At 68.7% G+C, this 16,335-nt stretch carries 18 protein-coding genes and 1 tRNA gene; 8 read left to right on the top strand and 11 right to left on the bottom strand.

Annotated elements, in window-relative coordinates; translation table 11 throughout:
• Positions 1–194: 194 nt before the first annotated feature.
• Positions 195–1,298: a phytase gene (locus O5O43_RS15455; RefSeq protein ID WP_271084792.1), complete on the top strand. Its 1,104-nt coding sequence runs from the start codon at positions 195–197 to the stop codon at positions 1,296–1,298.
• Between the two features lie 34 nt (positions 1,299–1,332).
• Positions 1,333–1,734 carry a hypothetical protein gene (locus tag O5O43_RS15450; RefSeq protein ID WP_271084791.1) on the top strand — a complete coding sequence of 134 codons (402 nt, stop codon included), beginning with the start codon at positions 1,333–1,335 and terminating at the stop codon, positions 1,732–1,734.
• Between the two features lie 300 nt (positions 1,735–2,034).
• On the opposite strand, the gene O5O43_RS15445 is transcribed toward O5O43_RS15450, so the two are convergent.
• The 4 genes from O5O43_RS15445 to O5O43_RS15430 form a co-directional block, all read right to left on the bottom strand.
• Positions 2,035–2,832 (bottom strand): hypothetical protein, encoded by a 798-nt coding sequence (locus O5O43_RS15445; RefSeq protein WP_271084790.1) that lies wholly within the window; start codon positions 2,830–2,832, stop codon positions 2,035–2,037.
• A gap of 92 nt (positions 2,833–2,924) precedes the next feature.
• On the bottom strand, positions 2,925–3,314 hold the full coding sequence (locus tag O5O43_RS15440) for a barstar family protein (RefSeq protein ID WP_271084789.1): 390 nt from the start codon (positions 3,312–3,314) through the stop codon (positions 2,925–2,927).
• 58 nt (positions 3,315–3,372) lie between these two features.
• A tRNA-Gly gene (locus tag O5O43_RS15435) sits at positions 3,373–3,447 on the bottom strand.
• 171 nt (positions 3,448–3,618) lie between these two features.
• Positions 3,619–4,401 (bottom strand): SDR family NAD(P)-dependent oxidoreductase, encoded by a 783-nt coding sequence (locus tag O5O43_RS15430; RefSeq protein WP_271084788.1) that lies wholly within the window; start codon positions 4,399–4,401, stop codon positions 3,619–3,621.
• 57 nt (positions 4,402–4,458) lie between these two features.
• Between O5O43_RS15430 and O5O43_RS15425 the strand changes: the two genes are divergently transcribed.
• Positions 4,459–4,866 (top strand): YkvA family protein, encoded by a 408-nt coding sequence (locus tag O5O43_RS15425; RefSeq protein ID WP_271084787.1) that lies wholly within the window; start codon positions 4,459–4,461, stop codon positions 4,864–4,866.
• Here the strand turns inward: O5O43_RS15425 and O5O43_RS15420 are convergent.
• Positions 4,860–5,615: a 2OG-Fe(II) oxygenase family protein gene (locus O5O43_RS15420; protein ID WP_271084786.1), complete on the bottom strand. Its 756-nt coding sequence runs from the start codon at positions 5,613–5,615 to the stop codon at positions 4,860–4,862. The genes O5O43_RS15425 and O5O43_RS15420 overlap by 7 nt on opposite strands.
• A complete protein-coding gene (locus O5O43_RS15415; RefSeq protein ID WP_271084785.1) occupies positions 5,612–6,613 on the bottom strand; it encodes an NADPH:quinone oxidoreductase family protein in 1,002 nt (333 codons plus the stop codon). Before O5O43_RS15415 ends, O5O43_RS15420 begins: the two co-directional genes overlap by 4 nt.
• Positions 6,614–6,773: 160 nt before the next feature.
• Here O5O43_RS15415 and O5O43_RS15410 point away from each other — a divergent pair, with 160 nt between their 5' ends.
• Both O5O43_RS15410 and O5O43_RS15405 read left to right on the top strand, forming a co-directional pair.
• Entirely contained in the window at positions 6,774–7,658 is an 885-nt protein-coding gene (locus O5O43_RS15410; RefSeq protein ID WP_271084784.1) for an isoaspartyl peptidase/L-asparaginase, read from the top strand.
• Positions 7,659–7,750: 92 nt separating this feature from the next.
• Positions 7,751–10,582: a pitrilysin family protein gene (locus O5O43_RS15405; protein ID WP_271084783.1), complete on the top strand. Its 2,832-nt coding sequence runs from the start codon at positions 7,751–7,753 to the stop codon at positions 10,580–10,582.
• A gap of 172 nt (positions 10,583–10,754) precedes the next feature.
• Here the strand turns inward: O5O43_RS15405 and O5O43_RS15400 are convergent, their stop codons facing one another.
• The 4 genes from O5O43_RS15400 to O5O43_RS15385 all read right to left on the bottom strand — a co-directional run bounded on the left by O5O43_RS15400 (position 10,755) and on the right by O5O43_RS15385 (position 13,540).
• Entirely contained in the window at positions 10,755–11,291 is a 537-nt protein-coding gene (locus O5O43_RS15400) for a hypothetical protein (protein WP_271084782.1), read from the bottom strand.
• 79 nt (positions 11,292–11,370) lie between these two features.
• Entirely contained in the window at positions 11,371–11,826 is a 456-nt protein-coding gene (locus O5O43_RS15395; protein ID WP_271084781.1) for a hypothetical protein, read from the bottom strand.
• A 66-nt stretch (positions 11,827–11,892) separates the two neighbouring features.
• A complete protein-coding gene (locus tag O5O43_RS15390; protein WP_271084780.1) occupies positions 11,893–12,195 on the bottom strand; it encodes a hypothetical protein in 303 nt (100 codons plus the stop codon).
• 109 nt (positions 12,196–12,304) lie between these two features.
• The gene (locus O5O43_RS15385; RefSeq protein ID WP_271084779.1) at positions 12,305–13,540 is read right to left on the bottom strand and encodes an argininosuccinate synthase; all 1,236 of its coding nucleotides are present in this window, start codon (positions 13,538–13,540) and stop codon (positions 12,305–12,307) included.
• 133 nt (positions 13,541–13,673) lie between these two features.
• Between O5O43_RS15385 and O5O43_RS15380 the strand changes: the two genes are divergently transcribed.
• From O5O43_RS15380 to O5O43_RS15370, 3 genes are all read left to right on the top strand, one after another.
• The gene (locus O5O43_RS15380) at positions 13,674–13,877 is read left to right on the top strand and encodes a succinate dehydrogenase assembly factor 4 (RefSeq protein ID WP_271084778.1); all 204 of its coding nucleotides are present in this window, start codon (positions 13,674–13,676) and stop codon (positions 13,875–13,877) included.
• A 57-nt stretch (positions 13,878–13,934) separates the two neighbouring features.
• Positions 13,935–14,360, top strand: coding sequence for a hypothetical protein (locus tag O5O43_RS15375; protein WP_271084777.1), 426 nt, complete (start codon positions 13,935–13,937; stop codon positions 14,358–14,360).
• Positions 14,361–14,488: 128 nt separating this feature from the next.
• Positions 14,489–15,511: a hypothetical protein gene (locus O5O43_RS15370; RefSeq protein WP_271084776.1), complete on the top strand. Its 1,023-nt coding sequence runs from the start codon at positions 14,489–14,491 to the stop codon at positions 15,509–15,511.
• Between the two features lie 3 nt (positions 15,512–15,514).
• Here O5O43_RS15370 and pyrF read toward each other — a convergent pair whose 3' ends face one another.
• Positions 15,515–16,234, bottom strand: a complete 720-nt coding sequence (gene pyrF, locus O5O43_RS15365) for an orotidine-5'-phosphate decarboxylase (RefSeq protein ID WP_271084775.1) — start codon at positions 16,232–16,234, stop codon at positions 15,515–15,517.
• Between the last annotated feature and the right edge of the window lie 101 nt (positions 16,235–16,335).

Here is a 16,335-nt window from a genome sequence, read left to right as displayed (position 1 = left end):
GCCATACCGGGGTGCGACAACGCGCCAGCGACGGTTCCACGACGCCGATTTCTCGGTTTGGCAGCGCGATTGTGACGCTTGATCCGATCCCGGACCGACCGTCACCGTATCGACGCAGGACCGTCGTGGACGCGCCGTTGACCCGATGTGTCGCTGTATGGTCTGCGCGCCCGACCCGCTTCGAGAGGCCCGCCATGACCCGCCCGATCTCCACCCTCGCCGCCGTCTCGCTGGCCGCCCTGCTGCTCTCGGCCTGCGCCACCCATGAGGTCGACTACCAGGGTGAGGGCGAGGGTGTGATCGGCGCGGGCGTCCGGGTCCAGGCGACGCTAGAGACGCCGTCGGTCGGCACTGGCGGCGGCGAGGACGCGGCCGACGATCCCGCCGTCTGGATCGGCGAGCGCCCGGTCGTGGTCATGGGAACGTCCACCCCCGGCTTCGTCGCCGGCACCGACAAGAAGGCGGGCCTCTATATCTACGGCTTCGACGGGGCGGTGCTGCAATTCATGCCCGAAGGGCTGCTGAACAATGTCGACGCCGCCGACCTGATGGTCTCGGGCAGATCGCAGGTGGTGCTGGGCGCCAGCGACCGGACGCCGGGCAAGGAGGGGGTCTCCCTTTACCTGTTCGACCCGGCCGTGACCGGCCAGAACGGGGTCCGCCCCTGGGGGGCCATCCGCACCGACGTGGTCGAGCCCTACGGCTTCTGCTTCGGCCGCCGGGGCGAGGAGGTTCACGCCATCCTCGTCGGGCATGAGGGCGAGGTGCGCCAGTTCGTGCTGAGCGCCGACGCCGCCGGCCAACCGGTCTCGCGCGAGGTTCGCCGCTTCGAGATCGGCTCGATCTCCGAGGGCTGCGCCGCCGACGCCGGGACCGACGCCCTCTACCTGGCCGAGGAGAATGTCGGCGTCTGGCGCTATGGGCTGAACCCGGTCTCGGGCGAGGCGCGGACCCTGATCCAGCCGATCGAGGAGGACGTGCTGGTCGCCGACGCGGAAGGGTTGACCATCCTCGCCGACGGAGCGGCCCGCTATCTGATCGGGTCGAGCCAGGGCGACAGCGCCTTCCCGGTCTGGCGCATCGACAGCGGCGTGCCCGAGTACAAGGGCCGGTTCGTCGTCGAGGACGGCGTGGTTGACGGCGTGACCGGCACCGACGGCCTGGCGGCGATGGGCGGTCGGGTCTCGGACGCCTTCCCCGAAGGGGTCGTGGTGGTCCAGGACGACGTCAACGACGTGGGGACGCAGAACTTCAAGTTCATCGACTGGCGCGTGATCAAGGCGGCGCTCGGCCTTTGATTGATCCGGCGCCCCGACGGCGTAAGCTGGCGCCATGAACGACGACATCGATCCTGAGGACGGGGGCGGCTTCGACGCCGACGACTGGTCCCGACTGAAGCCCTTCACCGGCCGGGTCGCGACGCTCGAAGACGTCCAGGCGCGACGGGCGGTCTTCGCCCTCGGCGATAGCGAGGATCCGCAGGTCATCGACATGGACCTGCCCCAGCCGGTCATCTGGTGGGACGACGAGGGCGAACAGGGGGCGGTCGCGGTCCAGGCCGAGGTTCATCCCGGCGCCTTCGGCGAACCGATGGAGGTGCTGGGCCTGATCCTGCCCGACGGCGACGCCGTCGTGGCCCTGCTGGACGACGTCGACCTGGTCGACGACACCGACCCCCACTGGCGTCGGCTGGTGGACGAGGCCATCGATCCGAACGCGGCGGATGAGGACTGAGGAGGCCTAGCGCCGGCAGGTTTCGTCCGTTTCGTCATGACGCGAGCTAGGGTGACGAAACGTGACGAAACGGACGAAACTGCGCTTGGCCCAGCAAAATCAGTCGGTTCGCACAGGGCGTTTTGTACGGCGCAGCGGGAGGTGACCGAAGATCGGCGCGTTTTGAGAGTGTCAAAGACCTATCCGAGGGAGATGGGACGGCGGGTCAGGACGCGCAAGAGCAGATCAGGAATAAATTCGCATTCCTTGGCTCGACGGGCTGGAGTGGCCTCGTCCCGCGTCGCTGGCGCCGCCTGGCGGTTAGGCCGCGATCGACTGGCGATGGCCCGGATGCCCGCCCGGCTTCTGGGGAAGCAGGACGATCAGGGCGAGGATCGCGACGGCTAGAACGGCGGAGGCCAGAGGGCGATTGAGCGCCAGGCCGCCGTGGTCGAGCGGCTTGTCCAGGAAGTCGCCCACAACCGCCCCGAGAGGACGGGTCAGGATGAAGGCCGCCCAGAAGAGGAGGATACGGTTGGCGCGCGTCCACACCGTCAAGCCCGCCACAAGCGCCAAAAGGCCCCCGAAGACCACGGCGGCTCCCAGATAGCCGAGCCCGCCCGTGTCGGCGGTCCAGTCGCCCAGCGCCGTTCCCAGCGTCTGCGACAGGGTGATGGTGAGCCAGTAGAAGAGCTCGACCCGAGGCTCAGCAATACGATCGGACGACACGGAGCCCAAGGTCAGTTTCCACGCCGCCAGCGACGCGAGCACCGCCGTCAGCAGGAGAGCGGACCCGCCCGTGTAGCCGATCCCCAGCGACCGGGTAGCGTAGTCGGCCAGGGTCGTACCGGCGGTCGTCGAGGCGATGATGGTCGTCCAGTACAGAAACGGATGAAACCGGTTCGCACGAACCTGCAGCACCACAAGGGCGATCAGGACGGCGGCGAAGATGGCGGTTCCGGTCAGATAGCCGAGCTTCATCGTCATGCTGACGGTGTCGCCGCCGGTTTCACCGAGGGTCGTCGCCAGGATCTTGATGAGCCAGAAGCCGAGGGTCACCGCCGGGACCTTGGACAGGACTTCGAGGCGGTCGGCGGCCGGGCTTGCGGCTTGGGTCATCGGATCGGTCCTGCCCCTGTCGGGCGAGGAAGAATCTGCTTGGATAACGGCGACATTGCGCCGATCGCGCCGCGGAGCAGGCGGATCGCGACCTAACGCCGAACGAGTTCGATGTTGGCGTGGCTGGTGATGATCTCGAGCACGATCTCCAGATAGGTCTGGCCTATGCCGCGCTCTAAAGCCTCGAGTTGGCGGCAGATCAGGTTGGCGTTGAATACCTCCGGCCGGTCCAGCTTTTGGTTCAGGAAGGCGCGCGTGGTCGCGAGCCCCAGAACGTCCTGCATCCGGTCGAAGTCCTCCCAGACCAGGGTCACCGGCTCGTCGCCGTCGATGGCCCCGAAGCCGCCGTAGAGGAGATCGTCCAGCGCATCGAGGCTGGGCCCCAAGGTCCAGTCCTCGCCCGCCATGAGGACGCGGTTGATCTCGTCATACAGGGACGGGATGTCGTGGATGGCGGCGCCGTCTAGGGTCAGGATCTTCATGGCGACGCCTCGGACAGCAAAAAGGCCCGATCTCGCGACCGGGCCTCTTGATCTCGACTGGAGCGGGCGAGGCGATTCGAACGCCCGACCCCAACCTTGGCAAGGTTGTGCTCTACCACTGAGCTACGCCCGCACTCCGTAACGGGGCCGCGTGGGCGTCCGTCTCGTCGAGAGGCGGCCGTATAGCGGACCCTCTCGACTTCTCGCAAGCCCCTTTGTGCGAATTCCATCGAGCCTCGAGCAGCGAGGCTCCGCGAGCCGAGCGGCAGCCTCTTCAGGAAAGCGCCGATCGCCCCTTCGGCGATCAGCGCGGCGCCATGCGGATCGCACCGTCGAGGCGGATGCATTCGCCGTTGATGTAGACGTTGCGGGCCAGCTCCAGCACGAGCGAGGCGTAGTCGGAGGGTTTGCCCAGGCGGCTGGGGAAGGGAATCTGGGCGGCGAGGGCGTCCTGGATCTTCTGGTCCATGCCGGCCATCATCGGGGTCCACATGATGCCGGGCAGGATGGTGTTGATGCGAACCCCCTCCTGAGCCAGGTCGCGGGCGACCGGCAGGGTCATGGCGTAGACGCCGCCCTTGGACGCCGAATAGGCCGCCTGACCCACCTGCCCGTCCTGGGCCGCGACCGAGGCGGTGTTGACGATCAGGCCGCGCTCGCCGTCCTCCATCGGGTCCAGGGTGATCATGCCGGCCGCCGACTGCGACAGGACGCGGAAGGTGCCGAACAGGTTGACGCGGACGGTGCGCTCGAACTGGGCCATGTCGTGGGCCTTGATCTCGCCGGTGTCCTTCTTGCGCGAGACCGTCTTCATGCCGGTGGCGATGCCGGCGCAGTTGACGGTCAGACGCTCCTGGCCGTGGGCGGCGCGGGCCTTCTCGAAGGCGGCGGCGACCGAGGCGTCGTCGGTGACGTCGACCGAGCAGAAGACCCCGCCGATCTCGTTCGCGATGGCCTCGCCCTTCTCGGCGTTGAGGTCGAACAGGGCGACCTTGGCGCCCGTGGCGGCGATGGCGCGGGCCGTGCCCTCTCCGAGGCCCGAGGCGCCGCCGGTGACCACTGCGGCGATGCTGCTGTCGAGTTTCATCCCTGTCGTTCCTATGTAATCGTTTGAACCTGAGTTTCCTTTGAGGATTTAGCGGCCATGACCGCCAAAGCCAAACGCGCCGACACGATCACCCCCGAGGACGCCATCGATCCTTCGAAGGCGCTCGTCCCCTCGGTACAGAGGGTCAACGAGATGCGGGTGAAGACCGGCTTCTGGCCCAAGCTGGGGCGCGTCGCGGCGCGCATCCCCTTCGCCAACCAACTGGTTTCCATCTATTACGCCGGACGGGATCCCGAGACCCCGATGGCGGCCAAGGGGATCATGCTGGGCGCGCTGGCCTATTTTGTCATGCCCGTGGATGCGATCCCCGACGTGCTGGCCGGCATCGGCTTCACCGACGACGCCGCTGTGATCACGGCCGTGATCGCGACGCTCGGGGCCAATATCAGGAAGCGGCACCGGGACCTGGCCGAGAAGGCGCTGGAGCGGCTGCGCGATCAGTAGGCGCTGGTCTCGCTCTTCGCCTGCGGGCCGACCGGGCTGTTCGACCTGAGCCAGCCGACGATCGACAGCCGGTCCTGAGGGGCGAAGGTCGCAACCTGGGTCACGGCGTGGGGCGTCGGCACGGCGAACAGGTTCAGGGCGTTGAAGGCCGGGACCCAGCCGCCCTCGACGTGACCGTCCGGCCCGTAGAAGACCAGATGCCCGCCCCAGTCGGCGCGCCAGCCGCGACTGAAGTTCAGCACATAGCCATAGACACGGTTCTTGCCCGCCGAGGCGTCGGTGTGGGCCATCAGCACATGACCGGGCCGGTAGCGGGAAGCCTGGGCGTCGGCGAAGTCGATGCGGTCGTCGCCGGTCACGGCCCGGGCGAAACCGATGAAGGCCTTGGAGTTGAGGAAGTCGAGCGTCCCATCGGCCGCGTCGCCGCGTGCGAGCCCCAGTTCCCGATCGGCGGTCAGGCGGCGGGTGTCGAAGATGTACTGGATCAGCGGATTGGTCCCGTCGACCGCCGCCTCGTCTAGCCAGGCCTGTTTGGCGGGATCGGCGGCGACCCGACCGTTCAGCGGCAGTTCCAGGAAGGTCCCGCCGGCGGCGACCGTCGCCTTCCACTGGGTCTCGGCCTCCAGCACCCCGCCGACGGCCTCGGCGCTGTCGGCGTCCAGGATGCCCGGGATGTGGAGGCGCCGGCGGTTCGCCGCGAAGGCTGTGGCCAGAGCCTGGACATCCAGATCGGGCGAGAGGCGGATCACGACTCGACGGTCACCACGACCTTGCCCATCACGCTGCGGTTAGACAGGGCCTGGATGGCCTCGTGGGCGCGCTCCAGCGGGAAGGTCTGGGAGACGCGCGGCTTGATCTTGCCCTCGGCGTACATGGTCATCAGGTCGGCCATGTTGGCCATGTGACCCTTCGGATCGCGCGCGGCGGCGGCGCCCCAGAAGACCCCGACCACCGACACCGACTTCAGAAGGGTCAGGTTCAGCGGGAAGGACGGGATGCCGGCCGGGAAGCCGACCACCAGATAGCGGCCGTTCCAGTCCATCGAACGGAGCGCGGGCTCGGCGTAGTCGCCGCCGACCCCGTCATAGACCACGTCCGGACCATCCCGGCCCGAGGCCAGCTTGAGCTCGCCCGACAGCTCCTTCTGCGCCGCCTTGTCCATCGGCCCCGACGGATAGATCAGGCCGTTGTCGGCGCCGAGTTCCAGCGCGAACTGGACCTTTTCGTTGGTCGAGGCGGCGGCGATGACGTGGGCGCCCAGGGCCTTGCCCAGTTCGACGGCCGCGGCGCCGACACCGCCCGCCGCGCCCAGCACCAGAAGCGCCTCGCCGGGCTGCAGCTGGGCCCGGTCCTTCAGGGCGTAGTATGAGGTGCCATAGGTCATGACGAGGGCGGCGCCCTCCTCGAACGACATGCCGTCGGGCATCTTGATGACGCTGGCGGCCGGGACGGCGATCCGCTCCACCATGGCGCCCCAGCCGGGCATGGCGATGACGCGGTCGCCCTTGAAGACGCCTTTAACCCCCTCGCCCACGGCCTCGACCACGCCGGACAGTTCGCCGCCCGGCGAGAAGGGTCGCTGGGGTTTGAACTGGTATTTGTCCTCGATGATGAGGGTGTCGGGGAAGTTCACGCCGACCGCCTTGACCTCGATGACGACCTCGCCGGCCTTAGGCGTGGGATCGAGGACCTCCTCGACGACGAGGCTGTCGGGGCCGCCGACGGTCTTGGACAGGACTGCGCGCATTTTTGGGTCTCGCTTCGCTCGGCGGGCCTCACGCGCGTTCGCGCTACGTGAGCCCGCCTGTCAGGTTGAGTTAGACATCACCCCCGTGGCGCGTCCTTCGCGAGAACGCTAATCAGGCGGCGGCCCGAAAGAAAGAGGCCGAACGGTTTCAGGAGACGCCATGCCCGCCCCCGCCCTCATTCTGCACGGCGGCGCCGGCGCACGCCGGAGCCGCGACTACACCGCCGAGATCGCCCATATGCGCGAGGTGGTCGAGGCCATGCAGGCCCGGCTTCTGGACGGGACGTCGGCGCTGGACGTGGCGGTGGAGACGACGGTTCTGCTGGAGGATTCCGGCCTCTATGTCGCCGGGCGCGGCGCCTCGCCTAACCTGGCAGGGGAGTATGAGCTGGACGCCAGTCTGATGGATGGGTCCGATCGCCGGGCCGGCGCCGTCGCGGCGTTTCAGGGCTATCGCAATCCGATCAGGGCGGCGCGGGCGGTGATGGAGCACAGTCCGCATGTTCTGCTGGCCGGGTCGGGCGCGGCGCGGTTCGCGGGTGAGTATGGGCTCGAGCCGATCACCCATCCCGAGGCCTGGTTCACCCGCGCGGGTCAGGGCGAGGACAACCATCCGCCGGGACAGGGGCCGGCGCTGAGCCACGGCACGGTCGGGTGCTGCGTGCTGGACGTCGAGGGACGGCTGGCGGCCGCGACCTCGACCGGCGGGGTGTTCGGGAAACTGCCGGGGCGGGTGGGTGATACGCCGATACCGGCGGCGGGCGTCTGGGCCACGGACCGGGTGGCGGTCTCCTGCACGGGACAGGGCGAGTATTTCATTCGCACGGCGGCGGCGGCCCAGATGCACTGGCGCGTCGAGAGCGGGGCCTCGATCGCCGAGGCGGGCGCGGCGGTGATCGCCGGCATCGGCGACATGGGCGGCGACGGCGGCCTGATCGCGCTGGATGCGCAGGGCAACCGCGCCGATCCGTTCAACAGCCAGGGCATGAAGCGGGCCTGGTTGACGCCGGACGGCGAGATCGGGGTCGAGGTGTTCGGCAAGTAGAGTCCGTCCAAGACTCCGACATTACACCGCCGTAACGTGCGCCGGTCTTCCAGCCTGATACGGTCCCGCCGCATTCCCCCGGAGTTTCGTCCATGAAGTCTCGTCTGCTGTCCGCCGTCGCCGCCCTGGCCCTTCTTTCCGGCGCCCCCGCCCTCGCCCAGGCCCAGCCCTCCACGCCCGCCGGGATCGAGGTGCCGCCACTCGGCTTCGTCAAGCGGACCCTGCCAAACGGGATGGACGTCTACACCGCGCGCGACACGACGACATCGAACGTCACGGTTCAGGTCTGGTACCGCGTCGGCTCCAAGGACGATCCGCAGGATCGCTCGGGCTTCGCCCACCTGTTCGAACACCTGATGTTCAAGGCGACCAAGGACTTTCCGGACGAGACCTTCGACCGCCTGACCGAGGACGTGGGCGGCAACAACAACGCCTTCACCAGCGACGACGTCACCGCCTATCACGAGACCATCCCGGCCAATCACCTGGAGCGGCTGATCTTCGCCGAGGCCAGCCGCCTGTCGTCGCTGGTCGTCAACGAGGACGTGTTCGAGAGCGAGCGCGACGTCGTCAAGGAAGAGTACCGTCAGGGCGTGCTGGCCAACCCCTATGGCCGGATGCGGCTGTTCCTGCCCATGCTGATCTTCCAGCAGAGCCCCTATCGCCGCTCGACCATCGGCTCGATCGAGAACCTGGACGCCGCGACCATCGAGGACGTGCGCCGCTTCCACGCCACCTACTACCGGCCCGACAATGCCGTGATGATCGTAGCGGGCAATTTCGATCAGGCGGAGCTGGACGGCTGGATTGACCGGTACATGGCCCCGATCGGCAATCCCGACCGTCCGCTGCCGGCCAATGACGCCTCCGAGCCTGAGCCGACCGGCCCGCGCGAGATGACGGTCCATGCGCCGAACGTGCCGCTTCCGGCCGTGGTCCTGGCCTGGCCGACCGTCCCCTACGGCAACCCCGACCGCGCGGCCCTGACCGTGCTGGACGGCATTCTGTCGACCGGCGAGAGCTCGCGCCTGTATCGCTCGCTCGTCTACACCCAGCAGATCGCGGCCCAGGCGACGTCCTCACCCGACTTCTCGCAGCAGGCCGGCTATCTGTCGGCGACGGCCATCATGGCCGGGGGCGAGACCGCCGACACCGGCATCGCCGCCCTGAAGGCCGAGGTCGCCCGCTTCCGGGACGAGCCGGTCACAGCCGCCGAACTGACCGAGGCCAAGAACGAACTGGTCGCCGACGCCCTGCGGGGTCGCGAGACGGTCGAGGATCGCGCCAGCGTCCTGGGCTGGACCCTGATCAACACCAACGACGCCTCGGTCGCGGACCGCGAGATCGCCGAGATCCAGGCCGTCACCGCCGCCGACATCCAGCGCGTCGCCCGCCGTTATCTGACCGACGAGCGGATGGTGACCCTGCGCTATCTGAACGCTGACGACGCCCACCCGGTGACCCCGCAACAGACCGAGATCACCGCGCCGGTGACCCTCGCCGATCTCGCCCCCGTGGGGCAGGTCTTCACCCTGCTGCCCGAGGCCGAGCGGGCCGCCCTGCCGGCCACCACCGAGCCGGTCGCCCCGACCACCCCGCCGGTCGCCGACTTCCGCCTCGACAATGGGATGCGGGTTCTGGTCGTGGAGAAGGACGGCCTGCCGCTGGTCTCCGCCCGCCTCAACTTCGACGCCGGCGTGGCCAACGAGGCGCCGGGCAAGGCCGGTCTGGCCTCCATGACCGCCGCTCTCCTGACCCAGGGCACCACGACGCGCACCGCGCCCCAGATCGCCACCGAGATCGAACAGCTGGGCGCCGACATCGGCGCGGGTTCGGGATCGGACTTCTCCAACGTCTACGCCAACGCCCCGGCCAACGTCTTCCCGCAGGCGCTCGCCCTGATGGCCGATCTGGTTCGCAATCCGGCCTTCGCCCAGGAGGAATTGGACCGCCAGCGCGACCAGACGCTGGATGGGCTGCGCATCAGTCTGTCGACGCCCGGCCCCGTGGCGGCTCAGGCGGCGGCCCGCGTCGTCTATGGCGCCGCTCCCTACGGCGTGCCGGGCGCGGGCACCCTGACGTCCCTGCCCGCCCTGACGCGGGAGGATGTGAACGGCTTCCATCGGACCTATTATCGTCCGTCGGAGGCGACCCTCGTCTTCTCCGGCGCCATCTCGGAGGCCGACGCCCGGGCGCTGGCCCAATCGGCCTTCGGCGACTGGCGCGACGCGACCGCCAAGCCTGCGGCGCGAGTCGAGCCCGCCGGAGAGCCTCTGCCGACGCGGGTCGTCGTCATCGACCAGCCGGGCGCGGGTCAGGCGGCCGTGACAGTGGCGCTGCGGGGCGTCTCGCGCACCGACGCCGACTACTTCCCGCTGACGCTGGGCAATACCCTTCTGGGCGGCAGCTTCACCTCGCGCCTCAATCAGGAAATCCGCATCAAGCGCGGCCTCTCCTACGGCACTCGCTCGTCGCTGGGCGTGCGTCGCGAGGACGGCCTGTTCACGGCTTCGGCCCAGACCCGCAACGATGCGGCGGTGGAGGTCTCCGACCTGATCCTGGCCGAGATCACCCGTCTGTCGACGACCCGGCCGACGGCGTCGGAGCTGACGACGCGTCAGGCCATCCTGACCGGCGCCTTCGGCGGGTCGCTGGAGACGGTCGACGGTCTGGGCGGCCTGGTGGCCGGTCTGGCTCTGTACGAGCTGCCGATGAGCGAACTGGCCGCCTATGTCGGCAAGGTCGAGGCCATCGACGGCGAGGACGTGCAGGAGGCCTTCGCCGAACACCTGCCGGTCGACCGGGCCAGCGTGGTCATTGTCGGCGACGCGGCCCAGTTCATCGACGCCCTGCGGGCCAAGCACCCCAACGTCGAGGTCATCCCGATCACGGACCTGAACCTCGACAACGCGGCGCTGCGGTAAGAACGAAAGCGATCTCCCTCCCCCAAGGGGGAGGGTGGTCGGAGCGAGCGACCGGACACCGCTCAAAGGAAAAGGCGGCTCGTCACCGAGCCGCCCTACCCCTCGCTGCGCGAGGTCGCAGGCCGATCCTGTACGATCGGCCAAGCCCCCGACGGGGAGCGAGATATCGGGGTCAGTCCTCGCCGGCGTCGTCGGTATCGACCGCGTCTGCGTCTTCAGCCGTTACGGCATCGGCGGCCTGATCCAGCGCGTACTGGGCCATCAGCTGGTAGGTGACCAGCTGCTCCGGGTCGTTCGAGTTCCAGGCGCCGTTGCTGACGATGCCGTCGGCCATCACGGGGGCCGCACGCAGGGCCTCCTGTACTTCGGGATCGTTCATCGCGTCGGAGACCAGGGCCTCGATGTCGATATTGGCCAGGGCCTCGGCCGCGATCTGGCCAGCGTGGCGGGTGATCTCGGCGGTGAAGACGGCGACCTCGGGCTGATACTCGCTCCACAGGGCGGAGATGCGCGTCTCGCGCTGTTCCTCGGTCAGGCTTTCGTCGTCGGAGATGGCCTCGGCGCGTTCGCCGAAGGCTTCCATCCGCGCCTCGAAGGCCGCCGAAGCCGTTTCGATGGCGGCTTCAGACGGGGTCTGCTGCTCGCCGGCGAGGGCGGTCGACAGCGGCAGGACGGCGAGGGCGGCGGCGAGCGAGAGGGCGCGGATCATCGGGAGGAGCTCCTTGGGTTCGTCCCCAAGGTCGATCCGACAGCCCTCCAGCTCAAGTGAAATCGCGGTAAGGCGAAGCTCAGGACGCCGGCGGGGTCGGCGCCGGGGCCGCAGCAGCCTGTTCTACCTGGGCCCGGATCTGGCGGGGATAGGCCCGGATCTGTGGCAGAGCGGCGGCGATGCCCGCGTTCATCTCGGCGCGCTGGGCTTCCGGCACGAGCGCCGCCTGTTGGGCCACATAACCTTCCAAGGCGGCGACGAAGGCGTCGACGTCCGGCTGGTATCGCGCCTCGAGGGCGTCGAGGTCGGCGTCCTGTTTCGCGGAATCTCCGGCGGCGGCCGTGATCGCAGCCTGCATCTCCTCACCCATCTGCTGCATGCGCTCGCCGAAGGCCTCGGCCCTGGCTTCGAACTCGGCCTCGCCGGGGGCGTCGGCGGCGGGAGCCTCGGTCGACGGCGCGGGGGCCGTGGTTTGGGCCAGGGCGGCGGGAGCGGCGGTCGAAAGGACGGCGGCGACAAGCAGGGCGCGGATCATGGAGACTCTCTGGAAAGCGATCCGCGATCCGTTCCTCAAAACCGCGCCGGGCTCAAGCCCAAACCCTTATTTGGGGCCTGGACGCATCCGGGCGGCCTGGGCCTCGGCGGCGGCCTGATAGCGGGCGACGATGGCGGCGATGGCCTGGCGCGCCTCGTCCTGGTCGCCGTCAGCCGCGGTGATGGCCTGGACGATCTCCTGATTCATCCGGGCGCGCGTCGCCGGATCGGTCACCGCTGGCGCCAGGCTGGGCCGGTCCACCCACTGCTGAGCCGGCGGGATCACGCCACGCAGAGCTTCCTGCGCCGGAGAGGCGGTGGCTGCCGAAAGAACGGCGGCGGTGATCGCCGCGAACACGAATTTGCGCATGGGACCCTCCCTCAAAGGCTCGCGGACGATGTCCCCGAACCCTCTTGGGCGCAAGACCGTGTTCGTCGAACCGCGAGGCGTGGCGCCTTTCGTCAGGCGCTGCTTGGGTTCAGGTCCGGCGGTCGCGCTTGGCCAGAACCCGCAGACGCAGTGCATTGAGCTTGATGAAGCCGCCGGCGTCGTTGTGATCGTAGGCCTGCACGCCCTCTTCGAACGTCACCAGATCCTGGTCATAGAGGCTGTTGGGGCTCTCGCGGCCGATGACCGAGACATTGCCCTTGTACAGCTTGACCCGGACGGTTCCCGATACCTTCTGCTGCGACAGGTCGATGGCGGCCTGCAGCATCTCGCGCTCGGGCGAGAACCAGAAGCCGTTGTAGATCAGCTCGGCGTATTTCGGCATCAGCTGGTCCTTCAGGTGCATGGCGCCCCCGTCCAGAGTGATGCTTTCGATGCCGCGGTGGGCGGCGATCAGAATGGTGCCGCCGGGGGTCTCGTAGACGCCGCGCGACTTCATGCCGACGTAGCGGTTCTCGACCAGGTCCAGACGGCCGATGCCGTTGTCGTGGCCCAGTTCGTTGAGCTTGGTCAGGATTGTGGCCGGACTCATCGCCACGCCGTCGATGGAGACCGCGTCGCCCTTCTCAAAGCCGATGGTGATGACGGTCGCTCTGTCTGGCGCGTCCTCAGGGCTGATCGTGCGCTGGTGAACGAACTCGGGGGCCTCGACGGCCGGGTCTTCCAGCACCTTGCCCTCGGACGAGGAGTGCAGAAGGTTGGCGTCGACGCTGAAGGGCGCCTCGCCGCGCTTGTCCTTGGCGATCGGGATCTGGTTCTTCTCGGCGAAGTCCAGCAGGGCCTCGCGCGAGCGGTATTCCCACTCGCGCCAAGGGGCGATGACGCGGATGTCGGGCTCGAGGGCGTAGTAGCCCAGCTCGAAGCGGACCTGGTCGTTGCCCTTGCCGGTCGCGCCGTGACAGACGGCGTCGGCCCCGACCTGACGCGCGATCTCGATCTGACGCTTGGCGATCAGCGGGCGGGCGATGGAGGTGCCCAGCAGATAGTCGCCCTCGTACTGGGCGTTGGCGCGGAACATGGGGAAGACGAAATCGCGCACGAACTCCTCGCGCAGATCGTCGATGAAGATGTTCTCCGGCTTGATGCCCATCTTCAGGGCCTTCTCGCGCGCCGGCGCCAGTTCCTCGCCCTGCCCCAGGTCGGCGGTGAAGGTGACGACCTCGGCGTTATATTGCGTCTGAAGCCACTTCAGGATGATCGAGGTGTCCAGACCGCCGGAATAGGCCAGGACGACCTTCTTGACGGGCTTGTCGGACGCTTTGGTCATGGCGGGTCTTTCGCAGAACGGCGGGAGGACGATTTGGCCGCGCTTAAACGGCCTCAGGCCCCGCGATGCAAGGGCGAGACTGTGGCGGTGTCGGTGCTGGCGCGGCGGGGACGGCAGGATTATGTGTCCGCCCATGAACGAGACGCCTGAGACCCCGACCGAACCCGAGCCGCCGCGCGTCCTGAGCGAGGCCGCCAAACGCGCCCTGGCCGAGGCCGCCGAACGCCGCGCGCAGGCCGAGGCCCTGGCGATGCAGACCGAGCACGGCGGACCGACCGGACCGGAGCCGACACGTTATGGCGACTGGGAGAAGAAGGGTCTGGCGGTCGATTTCTGAGGCGACGAACGAATCCCGGCGAACGGTGTTAACCTTTTCGCTCACCCGGAGGGTTCCATGCGTCGTCTCGCCCTGATCGTCCTCGCCGCCATCGCCCTGCCCGGCGTCGCAGCCGCCCAGACCTATGGGCAGCCCTACTACGGCCCTGCCGCGTCGAACTACGGCCAGCCCTACGGCGGGCCGGTGCAGTACGGGTACGGCGGTTCCGGTTCATTCAGCTACGGGTATGGCCAGAGCTATGGCTACGGCGATCCGCGCGCCTATCGTCCGCAGGTCCAGTACGGCCATGGCCACGATCGCGGCGGGCGATATGGCTACAGCGATCGCTCCACCCAGTGGACGCGCTGGTCGAGTCCGCCGGGACGCGGCTATCACGACGTCTACGGCTACAACGACGACCGGGCGCCGCGCGGCGGCCACCACGTTCGATACCGGGATCGCGACTGCTACTGCGGCGTCGGAGCCTATCTGTACGACCGCTGAATCGGACTAGACGCCCAAAAAGCGAGATTTAACCACGTCTTGAACGATTTGCTCCCCCAGGGAGAGCATCCGGAACCCTTCCGCTCTCGGGGGCCTCATGGTGGCCCGAACGTCGCGGAGTCCGACCAGTGAAAACGCTTATCTCGATCCTGACAGCCCTGCTTCTGCTCGGCGCCTCTCCCACGCTCGCCAGCGAACGCGGCGGCGGCGGCCAGCATGGCGGCGGTGGTGGTTATGGCGGGGGCGGCCATGGCGGAGGTGGCGGCTGCGGCGGCGGATGCGGCGGCGGCGGGGGACACGGCGGCGGCCACGGTCATGGCGGCGGCTATGGCGGCAACATCAACGTGAACGTCAACGCCAATGCGAACGCCAGCGCCTATGCCGGTGCGCGGGCCGGCGCTTATATCAACGCCCGGGCCTATGACGTCGGCGCCATCCAGGGCGGCGGCGGATACGGCGGCGTGGTTTCCATGGGCGGCGGCGGACCGGTGGACATGGGCGGTTACGGCGGCGGCTACGGCTATGCGGTCAACATCACCGGCCGCGGCTACGGCCCAAGCCGCCCGTTCGGCTATGTCGCCCAGGGCTTCGGCCGTCGCTATGTGACGACCGACCGTTGCTGCGGTCTGCGCCCGGCGCCCTGCTACGGCTGCAGCGGAGCCGTCTATCCGCCCGCGCCTCCGCCTCCACCGCCTCCCCCGAGCCCGTCGTGCAACTGCCAGGGCGGCTACGGCTACCATCAGAGCTACTCCGGCGCCCAAGGCGGCGGGTCCTACAGCAGCTACGAGAGCTACAGCGAGAGCAGCAGCGTCGGCGGCGGCTATCAAGGCGGCTATTCCAGCGGCGAATACGCGGGTGGCGGATACCAGGGCGGCGGCTATGGCCAGACCCAGGGTGCGGTCGCCTATGACCAGAGCGCCTATCAAGGCGGAGCCTATGGTCAGGCCTACGGTTCCACCTCCTATGACCAGGGCGCCTACGCCCCGCCGCCGGTCCAGTACACGCAGCCGACCTACGCCCCGGTCGAGCCGCAGGTCTATCAACCCGCCCCGGTCTATATCCAGACGCCGCAAGGCTACTACGGCGACCTGCCTCCGGGCGACACCGGCGAGGGTTATCCCTATCGTCAGGAACCGGGCGAGCGGGGCTAAACCCTAGCGCACCCCATCCATCTCGGCGGCGATCCGAGCGGCCGCCATCACGGGGTCGTCGGCGGCGATCACCGGGCGGGCCACGACCAGATGGGTCGCCCCGGCCTGAAGAGCGGCGGCAGGGGTCGCCACCCGCTGCTGGTCGCCGAGGTCGCCGCCGGCGGGGCGCACGCCGGGGGTGACGATCAGGAAGTCCGGGCGACCGGCCTCGATCGCGATCTCACGCACGCGCGCGGCCTCCAGAGGGCTCGAGACGACGCCGTCGACCCCGCAGTCCAGCGCCTGACGCACCCGCGCCTCGACCAGCTCGGCGGCCCTGGCCGAATAACCGATCTCTTTCAGGTCCTCGTCCGACAGACTGGTCATGACGGTGACGGCGAGGATCTTCGTGGCGTGCCCGCCGCGTCCCTTCACCGCCGCCCTCATGACCTGAGGCTCTGCGTGGACGGTCAGGAGGTCGCAGCCGCCCTCGGCCACCGACCGGGCCGCGCCTTCGACCTGGGCGCCGATGTCGTGCAGCTTCCAGTCCTGGAACACCGTCTTTCCCATGGCGCGAAGCGCGTGGGCGAAGGCGACGCCGCCGGGGCGGGCCAAGAGCGTCAGCCCGACCTTATAGCTCTCGACGCCATTGCCGATCCGCTCGACCAGGGCGCGGGCGTCCTCGATGGAGGGCAGATCCAGCCCGACGATCAGGCGCGGGTCCGACAGGAGGGGCGAGGTCATCGACGGGCTCCGCGTGACCGGCTAGACCGGACGCAGGGGTGCGTCGGCGACCGGCGTGTGACGATGCCGGACCTTGATCGACTGAGGAGAAATCGCTTCGC

Source organism: Brevundimonas sp. NIBR11 (genome assembly GCF_027912535.1).
In the GTDB taxonomy this organism is placed as follows: Bacteria; Pseudomonadota; Alphaproteobacteria; order Caulobacterales; family Caulobacteraceae; genus Brevundimonas.
This window is presented reverse-complemented; position numbering and strand designations above follow the sequence as displayed.